The organism is Microcoleus sp. F10-B2 (assembly GCF_036704965.1).
Classification (GTDB): domain Bacteria; phylum Cyanobacteriota; class Cyanobacteriia; order Cyanobacteriales; family Microcoleaceae; genus Microcoleus.
In genome coordinates this window covers 117636-128694 of the sequence record NZ_JAUBTB010000006.1, presented here as the reverse complement: position 1 = coordinate 128694, position 11059 = coordinate 117636, and the positions used below count along the sequence as shown (strand labels likewise).

Genomic DNA, 11059 nt, shown 5'->3' with positions numbered 1-11059 from the left:
CGAAAAATCTTCTCTTTATCCCTTGGGCTTGTCTTGGCAACTAGAATAACTGCTACCCCTACTTATTGAGCCGATACAAATCCGGTAGCATCGGAATTAATATTAGCCACAGAGGACACGGCAGTGCCGTGTCCCTACAATTAATCGCGGTAGGGACACGGCACTGCCGTGTCCTCTATATAATTCTAAAGAGGAAGTTTCCATTTCTGCCATAGAAAAAGATACTGATAGCATCATTAATCATTATTCCAATTGAGTTATGTCTTTGCCCAATCTGGGCGTCTAACTTTCGGGAATATCTGTTCGTACCGGCAACCTGACGGTAAACGTTGCCCCTTGTCCCTCACCTGAACTTTCTGCACTAACCGTACCGCCGTGGAGCTCGACTAAATGACGGACTATCGAGAGTCCTAGCCCTAATCCACCCTCTCTGCGAGAGTGGCTACTATCTGCCTGACGGAAGCGATCGAACACATAGGGGAGAAAATCAGGGTGAATGCCATTACCAGTATCGCTAATTTGGATTTGAGCCATGCCATTGATGTAGTCTAATGCGATTTCAATTCTGCCTCCGGCTGGGGTGAATTTAATCGCGTTTGAAAGTAGATTCCACAGCACCTGTTGCAAGCGGGTTGGATCGCCCAACACGTTTGTTTTTAAAGGACTTAGCCGGGATTCAACTTGAAGATTTTTGGCTTCTGCTGCCAAACGAACCACCGCGATCGCATTTTCAAGCAGAGGATTCAGCTCAATTTCAGAAGGGTTGAGCCGAAACTGGCCTGTGCTAATCCGCGAAACGTCTAGTATGTCATCGATGAGCTGGTTTTGTGCTTTGGCGGCGCGCTCGATCGTTTTTAGCGCTTCCTCGGTTTTAGCCTGGTCAAATTTTTTCAGGCGCAGCAACTGTGCCCAGCCAATCATCGCATTGAGCGGCGTCCGCAGTTCGTGAGAGAGGACGGACAAAAACTCATCTTTGACGCGGTTGGCTGACTCGGCAGCCGCACGAGCCGCTTGTTCTTGCATCCGGAGGCTGCGTTCTGTCTCCAACTGTTTTTGCTCGGTGATATCCTCGATCGCCAACAGAATCATCTGTGTATCGCCGATGGGAGGCATTTTGCGGGCATTGAGCCGCATTATTTTATGCCCGATCTGCTCAAAGTCATGCTCGACCTCCAAATTGTGAAACTCGGCATGGCCAGTCAGGATTTCTTCGAGGAGCGATCGCAACTTGGGAATATTCCACTGTCTGTTACAGATATCGAAAATCGAGTGTTGCTCGGTGTGGCTCGGCACCATCTGAAACGTCTCGTAGAAAGAACGGTTGGCGGTGATCGCCCGCAGGTTTAGATCCAGCACTAGCAAAGGTTCCCCCACGGTTTCTACGATCGTTTCGGCGTAATTTTTCGCTTCCGTCAACTGCTGGGCGCTGACTTTGAGATCGTTGATATCGACCAACATCACCACAGCCCCATCAATCTTGTGGTCGATCGTCCGATACGGTCGAATATGCAGATCGTACCAACGACCCTCTCGATCTTGAACCTCCTGAACTTTCACGTTGAGTGTGCGGATCACGTCTAAAATCATTGACTCTAACTCCGGCACTATCAACTTGTGAGTGATGTCGCTCAAACAGCGCCCGACATCGCTAGAAATCAAGTTGAAGATGCTTTCGATTGCGGGAGTAAATCGGCGGATTCGCAGGTCGCCTCCCAGCATCAGAATCGGAATATTGATGGTGCTGAGCAGATTCTGTAAATCGTTGCTCACCTGAGTCGATTCAAGATTGCGCCGCTGCAATTCGTCATTAATCGTGTTCAGTTCTTCATTGGTTGCCTGAATCTCTTCTTTTGCGGTTTCGAGTTCCTCATTTGTACTTTGCAACTCTTCGTTGTTCGACAAAATCTCCTCGTTGGCGGCTCTCAAATCTTGGTTGGCGGCTTGATGTTCTTGGACGATCGATTGCAGGTGGTCTTTTGTCGTTTTGAGTTCTTGTTGCAGCCTCGCAATTTCCAAACTTTCACCCTGTAAAGGATCGGAGTTGAATGTAACATCGTTTGCAGCAGCAGGCATTGCAGGGATCGGCGGCTCGTCTTGAAACAAAACTAAAAAATAGTTTTTTGCCGCAGCGCCTGTTGGGAATGGAATCACATTAATTTTGACCTGGCGGATGCGATCGCTTTCTCTAATTTGCACGCCTTCGCGCGCGACCGGCAACTGCTGCTGCGAGGCCTGTTCAATTGCAGTGCGGAGTTCGACGCGCAATCCTTCTTTTGCCATTCTCAGCAAATTAAAGCTAGCCCTACCGGGAGACGGTTCTAGGTAGGCATTCGTCTGTCCTCGAAATTGCAGAATCTCCTTGGCTGTGTTAATCACGACACCGACAGGCGCATAGTGATTCAAAACAATGCGATCGGCCTGTTTCTCCATTTCTATTTCGTTGAAGCTTTCCGTCAGCAGCGGTGGAAAGTTGATGGCTGTCATAGCATAGTTGCTAGCAGTTAAATCCATGCTTAGCCAATGCGACAGCAGTTTTTTAGTATAAATTTTGTTCTTTTTGTCTAATAGCGCAAACAATTCTGAAAAGTCACCAACCGTTTCCGAAGTGCCTAACAGCAAAAAGCCCGCGGGCCGAAGCCCGTAGTGGAAAATTGGCAGCAGCTTTTTCTGCAGCGGGGGGCCCAGATAGATCAGCACGTTCCGACAGGTGATCAAATCCATTCGGGAAAACGGCGGATCGCCGATCAGGTTTTGTTTAGCAAAGACGCAGAGTTCGCGCACCGGCTGAGCGATTTGGTATCCGCCTTCGACTTGGACAAAGAACCGATGCAGGCGTTGGGGTGAAATATCGGCGACTTGGGCCGGCGTATAAAAGGCACGGCGGGCCTGGGCGATCGCACTTTCGCTGATGTCTGTCGCATAAATCTGAATCGGCAGATTAGTACCTCGATCTGCTAAAAACTCTAGCAAGCAGATGGCGATCGAGTAAGCTTCTTCGCCCGTCGAACAGCCGGCAACCCAAATTCGGATCGGTGTTTGCGGTGATTTATCTTTGACGATTTCAGGAAAAACCTTGCTGCTTAAGGCATTAAAGCTTTCGGGGTCGCGGAAAAAGCTGGTGACATGAATTAAGACATCGTGGTACAGCGCCGTTACTTCTGTCGGGGTGTTTTTGAGATATTCGGCATAATCCTCGATCCGTTCCAGCTTGTACAGCAACATCCGCCGGTGCATCCGCCGCTTCAAGGTGGTTTGCTTGTAGTGAGTAAAGTCAACTCCTGTAGCGGCGCGCAGCAAACTGTAGATGGTGGCGATCGCATCTTGATTTTCGATCGCATCTTCGCTGGCGGTCGATTTTGCCGCAGGTCGATCGGCAATGTAGGGATGACGGCCGATCTCTGCTATTTTCTCGGCAATTTTTTCCGGTGTCAAGATAAAGTCTACCTGACCCGTAGCCACCGCAGTGTTCGGCATACTGCTGACTTGTGCCGATCCTTGACATTGGGCAAAAGTAATACCGCCTGCAGCCTTAATCGCTTTTAACCCTTGGGCACCATCACCGTCGCCCCCGGACAAAATGACGCCGATGGCTTTGTTCCGCCGTTCTGAAGCCAGGGAAACCAGAAAAGTATCGACGGACATAAACATCCCGCGTCCTCTGCTGCGAGGCCTTAGCTTCAGCACCCCTCCCTCTATGGTCATGCTGACATTCGGGGGGATGACGTAGACCTGATTCGGTGCTATTTGCATCCCAGATGCCACCTCATGCACCGGCATCTGGGTCGATCGAGCCAGAATCTCCTTCAACACACTTTCCTGAGTCGGCAACATATGCTGAATTATTACAAACGCCATGCCGGTATCGATCGGCAAATGGCTCAGTAACTCTATAAAGGCTTCCAATCCACCGGCCGAGGCTCCTATTCCGACGACTGGAAATAACTCGTTTTGATTGTTCTGTTGCTTTTCTTCAACATCAATATCAGCTTTAGGTCGAGATTTTTTTGCATCCTTTTTAGGAGTCATTTTTTATACCAGAGATCTTGCTGGCTGCGTATTATCGTATATTTATTATTGCCATTTATATTACCATCAAATGAAAGATAAGTCATCTACTTGCCGAGATATCTAGGCGAATGCTGCGCGTGCGCTCGAGCAATTTTAAAATTTTTATTGTGGAGTTCGCCCTTTCAGCAGGGGGGATAAGAATCAGAATTGAAATCTCTCAAAAAGTCTAGTAACTGTACTTTTTAAATTTGATAGAGAAAGTCAATTTTCTAGATTATGCGATCTTAGCAATTCTATTAATATTTGCGATCGAGTGGATTTCCTCTAAATCCCCCAAGTTTTCAAGGAACTTCAAACCGGAATTTTGTCCCCAGGAAGCAGGGCTGTTTCATTCTGTGTAGGGGCAATCCCCCCGTCGTTTTCCCGAGCCGTGAAATGCCTGTAGGGGCCATCCCCCCGCAGTTTCCCTCGTTGGTGGGGAGGGGTAGGCACTCTTGGCACATTAGTGTTAACAATCGCCTAAAACCCCTCATAAATCTCGCTTGTAGCTGAGTCTCGATCTCCCTTGCCTCTCCCTGAATAAGACCCACTTTGAATGCTCTTATCCCCCCTTTATTAAGGTGAGGGCAGGGCTGATTCATTCTCCTGAAACGCGCTCTTAGACTTAAGTCCCTGGCTGATAGTTGAAGTCGTCTGAAGACGACTGAAAAAGTCAAAGTAATGTGGTAATTGATAGTCCTGATAGCGAGGACTTGAGTTTTGAGACAGAGACTTAAGTCTAAGAGCGGTTTTCCTAATAGTGAAACAGCCCCGCCCTTAGGTCGGGGGACTAGGGAGGAGCTCCGGGGTAAGAAAACAGTACAATTAAGCAGACAAATTTAAAAAAACCAAACACCCTACAAAATCGCAATTAATTTCGTTTTTAGGAAGGTTGTTGCGATTCCCTGCGGGATAGCTTCGCTTCACGCAAATTGGCTAGCGCCCCGTCGATGTAAACTATCTCTGGATGATTTTCCAACTGCTTCATTACTGCTTGCTTGGGCATTTTTACCTTTTTCGCCATTTCCAGGGTATCGTCGATCAGCCGTTGCCGATATTTCTCCAACTCAGCAATTACTTCCTGAACTTCCTCTGGTGTTGAAGTTTGAGCCTCTAAATTTGCAGACATAATCTAATAAGTGAATTTTTTTTAATCTTCCCAAAATCCGGCCATAATTGCTAAAATTGTAAAGAAAAGTAACAAAAATATATTTTAATTTGGCTCATGGAAATTAGCGAAATCCAAACAGCGCTGCAAAGTTCGGATTCTCAAGACAGGCTGCGGGGGGTAACGGCTCTGAGAAAGTGCGATTCTGCGGTGGCGCTACCGATGTTGCTGAGCAAAGTGGACGATCCGGAGTTTATGGTGCGATCGTTCGTGGCGATGGGATTGCGGCAGAGTCAAACTGCGGACTCTTTTGCGGCGCTGTTAAAAATGATGCAGTTCGATCGCGATCCGAACGTGCGAGCAGAAGCCGCGAACTCTTTGTCAGCGTTCGGAACCGAGGCGATTGCTCATTTAGTGGAAGCTTTTCGTCGCGATGACAATTGGCTCGTGCGCCGCAGTATCATGGCTCCGCTGTACGAAATGCAGTGTCCTGAGGCAGTATTTGAAATTTGTACGATCGGTCTAGTCGGCGAAGATTTGCCCGTTCAGGAAGTGGCAATTGACGGATTGGGTCTCCTGGCCAATACGGAGAAGCAAGAAGAGGCTTTGCAGCAATTATTACCTCTGGTGAGCGCTGATTACTGGGGAATTCGGCTGCGGGTGGCGCGCGCGCTCTTGAAATTTGACAACCCTCAAGCTCGCGCTGCTGTAAGCTATTTGGCAAAAGATCGAGATCATCGAGTTGCAGGTGCGACTTTGGAAGCTTCGCTTTAAAACGAGGGGAAGGGGCCAGGGCTGTTTCATTCTCTTGTAGGGGCAGCCCTTATCCCTGAAACGGTTAATCCATAAATCGCGGAGGGGGCGGGTCGGGATTCTGAGCGCGACAAGAGCCAAAACCCTGGTTTTTCTGAGAATGCAACACCCCTGGGGAAGAGGCTGGTTTTGAACTCCAGAAGCTTGTCGCCCTTACACCTGCATTAGATTAGCGCGATCGCGCCAGCCCCATCCCCGATCTCCTAATTATTACGGATTATTACTTTGTTTCTAATAAACGAGACTGGGGCGATCGGCATCCTTTACGATCTCAAGAGTTTTGCCATCTAAGTTAATTCGCCATGTACCAGCCTTTTCGGGAATACCTAGAGCAAGAGCTGTTTCAAAGGTTTGATTTGCAAAGTCGCCCCATTCCCTCCGGGTTGGAGGTCAATGTCAGCGAGCGCGGCAAAACCCCAGCTACTATCCGCAGTTGGTGTTACGAATGCCCGCAATTGCGAAAAATCCGCTACACTTACATCGATGCTGGTGAATCTGCTCAAGTTTTTAATTGCGTGATTTATCCGAGTCACAATTACGATTTGCCGCTGTTGGGAATTGACCTCTTGTCTTTCGGCAAGAAGAAAATTTTGGTAGTTCTCGACTTTCAGCCGCTATTTAGAGATGAGGCTTATATAGCAAAATACGTTCAACCTCTACAATCGCTTCGCGACAAGTATGACGATTTGGCCCAAAATTTAGAAATGAAATTTTATGACGCCAATCAGTATTTTTCTAAATACTTGCTGTTCGCCAAAACTGATGCGGAAACTGTAGAAAATCGGGTATATCCAGCTTTTAAAGACTATTTGGATTTGTACTGGAAAATGCTGTCGTCAGCACAACCGCTGACAGATCCAGAAGATATCCAGCGCATCGTAAAAGCTCAAAAAGATTACGACCAGTACAGTGCAGATAGAGACCCGGCTTCGGGCTTGTTCAGCAGTTATTTCGGTCACGAATGGGCTGAGAAATTTCTTTACGAATTTTTGTTTGAAGATGCTGTGCCTTTAGCTGTTACCGCGAACTCGCGATGAATGCTAAGTGTACAGGGCTTTTTCAAAAAAGCAAGTTCGCAGTCAGGACTTCAGTCATAAAAATTAAGGTGAGTCAAGACTAAAGTCCTGACTGAAAACCTAGAAAGAAAATACTAAAGTCCTGACTGCGCACGTAGGAAGAAGGACTAAAGTCCTGACTAAAAACTTAGGGATTGAAGAAGTATCATCTAAAATCTAAAATAGACATGACTCTTTATCAGCCTTTTTTAGATGCGGCGATCGCTCTGATGAAAAATCGGTTAGACTTACAGGATTACCCGATTCCAGAAGGGTTTGAACTTAAGCAAGCTACAGTCGGCAAAGGGAAAAACCAAGATGAAATCGTAACGACAAGTTACGCTTTTTCATCCCCAAAACTGCGGCAAATTCGGGCGGCTCACGTCCAAGGCGGCAGCAGCTTGCAAGTTCTGAATTTTGTGATTTTCCCGCATCTTAACTTTGATTTGCCGTTTTTTGGCGCGGATTTGGTAACGCTGCCCGGCGGCCATTTAATTGCTTTGGATATGCAGCCTCTGTTTGGCGGTGACGCTGACTACCAGGCTAAGTATACTAGGCCGATCGAACCAATTTTTCAAGCTCATCAACCGCACCTTCCTTGGGGTGGGGACTTTCCCGAGGAAGCAAAGCAGTTTTTCTCGCCGGCGTTTCTGTGGACTCGCCCTAAGGAAACGGAAGTTGTGGAAACTCGCGTTTTTGCAGCTTTCAAAGACTATCTGGCTGCTTATTTAGATTTGGTCGATCGCGCCGAACCGGTGACAGATAGCGCAAAATTAGATAATATCTTACAAGCTCAAATGCGCTATCTGCGGTATCGTGCCGAAAAAGACCCAGCCCGGGGAATGTTTAAGCGGTTCTACGGCGAGGAATGGACGGAAGAATACATTCACGGCTTTTTGTTCGATTTGGAACGGAAGCTGCCACAATTGTTAAGTAACAAGAATTAATTTTAACAGAAGCTTCAGCCACTATACTAATAAGTGTAGGTTGGCATGAGGAAAATGCCAATGGTCAAAAAAAATCGCAATGTAGTTAGTTCCAATTCAGAAAGCAAAGTCAAAGTCGGACTTTCGCTGACTCCTTCTAGTGCCGATCGATTGAACACGATCGCTCGAAAGCTCGGAATATCAAGGTCGGAACTCCTAGAACGCTTGGCACAAGGCGCTCTGGATATTTCTAAGGACAAGACGGAAGTTAGTGTCACTTGGAAAAAAGGTGAAGCAACGGAGATAGAGGCATCCCCATTTGAAGGGGAAACAGCCGAAGAAAGCGAAGTTATTGACGCTATAACGGCAGAAACTCTATCGGAAAAGGTAAGCATACAGGGCAATTCGCTGCAAGCAAGTTACGAAGCTTTACAGCAGCAGTTGAGCGAACGGGAAAGTGCGATCGCCTCTTTGGAACAGCAATTAGCTAGCGAAAAGCAAAATATCGAAAGCCAATTAGCCGAAACTGTAGCCAAGTCGAGTTACGAAGCTTTACAGCAGCAGTTGAGCGAACGGGAAAGTGCGATCGCGTCTTTGGAACAGCAATTAGCTGCTGAAAAGCAAAATATCGAAAGTCAGTTGCAGGAAACTGTAGCCAAGTCGAGTTACGAAGCTTTACAGCAGCAGTTGAGCGAACGGGAAAGCGCGATCGCCTCTTTGGAACAGCAATTAGCTAGCGAAAAGCAAAATATCGAAAGCCAGCAGGAAACTGTAGCCAAGTCGAGTTACGAAGCTTTACAGCAGCAGTTGAGCGAACGGGAAAGTTCGATCGCCTCTTTGCAGCAGCAATTAGCCGAAACAGAACGCCGGGAACAGGAGTTTCAGCAGCAGCTAGCAGAAAAGTCGAGTGCTCTGGAATCATTGCAGCAGCAGTTAGCTACCGAAAAGCAAAATCTCGAACATCAATTGCCAACCGAGTTGCAGCAAACCGTATCAAACTCAAGTTACGAATCTTTGCAGAACCAGTTAGCAGAAAGAGAAAGTTCAATCGCATCTTTGCAGCACCAGTTAGCAGAAAAGTCAAGTGCGATCGGCGAGTTCCAAGTTCAACTGACCAAGTTGCAATCTCTGGAAAATCAATTGAGCCAGAGTGTGGCGAAACAGCGAAGTTACGAGACTTTGCAGCAACAGTCTCAAGAACAGCTAAGAACCATCAAAGCTTTACGAGAACAGCTAGGTCAAATGCAGGCTGTGGCTGGAATTGGAGAAGCTTATCTCAACAAGTGGCGCCGTCCCTGATTCTCCAATCGGCTGCGGCAAAAACTCGGGTTGCTTCGGGCGATCCGGCTGCACCTTACCCCTGAAATGTCCTGTCAACTCGGACGAGAGCTCTTGTAGCGATAGATTTAAAACTGTCGCCACAAGAGCTTTTTATTGCAAAATATGATAACAATATTAAGAAATATTACAATAAATAAATTATGACAGGCGATCGCACCCCTCAAAGCAAATCCAGTCCCGCAGACACTAAGGGCCGCGTCACGGTAATTGGAGGCGGAATCGGCGGGCTCACAGCAGCCGCCCTGCTAGCGCGCAGAGGATACAAAGTGCTAGTCTTAGACCAGGCGATCGTCCCCGGAGGATGCGCTTCCACCTTCAAACGCAAAGGCTTTACCTTCGATGTCGGTGCCACGCAGGTTGCAGGATTGGAACCCGGAGGCATTCACCACCGAATTTTTTCCGAATTAGACATAGAACTTCCCGCCGCGACACCCTGCGACCCCGCTTGTGCGGTGTTTTTGCCGGGAGAAACCGCCCCGATTAGCGTGTGGCGAGATCCGCAAAAGTGGCAACAAGAAAGGCAGCGACAGTTTCCCGGAAGCGAACGTTTTTGGCAATTATTGTCTGCTTTGTTCAAAGCTAGCTGGAACTTTCAAGGCCGCGATCCAGTTTTACCGCCCAGAAACTTCTGGGATTTCTGGCAATTAATTCAAGCTGTTCGCCCCGATACTTTAATTACTTTGCCTTTCACTTTTATGACAGTGGGAGATGCTTTGCGCCTTTGCGGGTTGGGCGACAATTTGCGCTTGAAAACTTTTCTGGATTTGCAGTTAAAATTATATTCTCAAGTCGATGCTGAAGAAACGGCGCTACTTTACGCGGCGACGGCTTTAGGAGTTTCGCAAGAGCCGCAGGGATTGTATCATCTAGAAGGAAGTATGCAGGTATTGAGCGATCGACTCGTAGGGGCGATCGAACTGTACGGCGGCAAAGTCTTACTCCGTCACACAGTTGAAACAATTATCACAACAAACGGCAAAGCGACTGGTACAGTAATTCGCAATCAAAAAACCGGCGAAGTTTGGACAGAAACCGCCGATCGCATTGTTGCCAACGTGACCGCGCAAAATTTAGTAAAATTGTTGTCAAGCGAGCCGAGTGTCGGAAACTTAACAGAGAATTTAACAGATAATTTATCCGTTAAATCAGATACTTCAGAGACAAAAAACCAACTCCCAAATCAAATGGCAGGCTACAAATATCGAGTCGATAAATTGCCGCCTGCATCCGGCGCATTTGTTATATATTTGGGAGTGCATGAAAGCGCAATTCCGGCAAATTGTCCGCCTCACCTTCAGTTTCTTTACGATTACGACGGCGAGATTGGGGAGAATAATTCATTATTTGTTTCTGTCAGCCATCCGGGAGATGGTCGAGCACCGAAGGGAATGGCGACAATTATCGCTTCGTCATTTACTGATACTCGAATGTGGTGGAATTCGGTTGATTATCAAGGATTGAAGCAAAAATACAGCGCAGGGGCGATCGCCCGTTTGAGCGAATATTTCAATTTGACGCCAGAGTCGATCGTACATCAAGAATCAGCTACACCGCTCACCTTTGCACGCTATACAGCCCGAGATAGAGGCGCTGTGGGCGGCATCGGCCAGCGAGTACCAACCTTCGGCCCCTTCGGATTTGCCAACCGCACACCAATTAAAAATTTGTGGTTAGTAGGCGACTCCACCCATCCCGGAGAAGGAACTGCCGGTGTTTCCTATTCTGCTTTAACAGTAGTGCGGCAAATGGAGGCAGAGTTTGGATAATTG

7 protein-coding genes are annotated in these 11059 nt (G+C 47.6%); 5 read left to right on the top strand and 2 right to left on the bottom strand.

The features are described 5' to 3' along the window. Positions 1 to 282: 282 nt before the first annotated feature. Both QUA99_RS04200 and QUA99_RS04195 read right to left on the bottom strand, forming a co-directional pair. Positions 283 to 4026 carry a chemotaxis protein CheB gene (locus QUA99_RS04200; RefSeq protein ID WP_333234888.1) on the bottom strand — a complete coding sequence of 1248 codons (3744 nt, stop codon included), beginning with the start codon at positions 4024 to 4026 and terminating at the stop codon, positions 283 to 285. 904 nt (positions 4027 to 4930) lie between these two features. Next, the gene (locus QUA99_RS04195; protein WP_333234887.1) at positions 4931 to 5176 is read right to left on the bottom strand and encodes an acetyltransferase; all 246 of its coding nucleotides are present in this window, start codon (positions 5174 to 5176) and stop codon (positions 4931 to 4933) included. Between the two features lie 96 nt (positions 5177 to 5272). Between QUA99_RS04195 and QUA99_RS04190 the strand changes: the two genes are divergently transcribed. From QUA99_RS04190 to QUA99_RS04170, 5 genes are all read left to right on the top strand, one after another. Beyond that, positions 5273 to 5929 (top strand): HEAT repeat domain-containing protein, encoded by a 657-nt coding sequence (locus tag QUA99_RS04190; protein ID WP_333234886.1) that lies wholly within the window; start codon positions 5273 to 5275, stop codon positions 5927 to 5929. A 341-nt stretch (positions 5930 to 6270) separates the two neighbouring features. Next, complete coding sequence (locus tag QUA99_RS04185; RefSeq protein WP_333234885.1) at positions 6271 to 7005, top strand: 15,16-dihydrobiliverdin:ferredoxin oxidoreductase; 735 nt, start codon at positions 6271 to 6273, stop codon at positions 7003 to 7005. A 206-nt stretch (positions 7006 to 7211) separates the two neighbouring features. Beyond that, on the top strand, positions 7212 to 7970 hold the full coding sequence (locus QUA99_RS04180) for a phycoerythrobilin:ferredoxin oxidoreductase (RefSeq protein WP_333234884.1): 759 nt from the start codon (positions 7212 to 7214) through the stop codon (positions 7968 to 7970). Positions 7971 to 8030: 60 nt separating this feature from the next. Beyond that, positions 8031 to 9248, top strand: a complete 1218-nt coding sequence (locus QUA99_RS04175; protein WP_333460302.1) for a ribbon-helix-helix protein, CopG family — start codon at positions 8031 to 8033, stop codon at positions 9246 to 9248. Between the two features lie 182 nt (positions 9249 to 9430). After that, entirely contained in the window at positions 9431 to 11056 is a 1626-nt protein-coding gene (locus QUA99_RS04170) for an FAD-dependent oxidoreductase (protein WP_333234882.1), read from the top strand. Positions 11057 to 11059 lie beyond the last annotated feature (3 nt).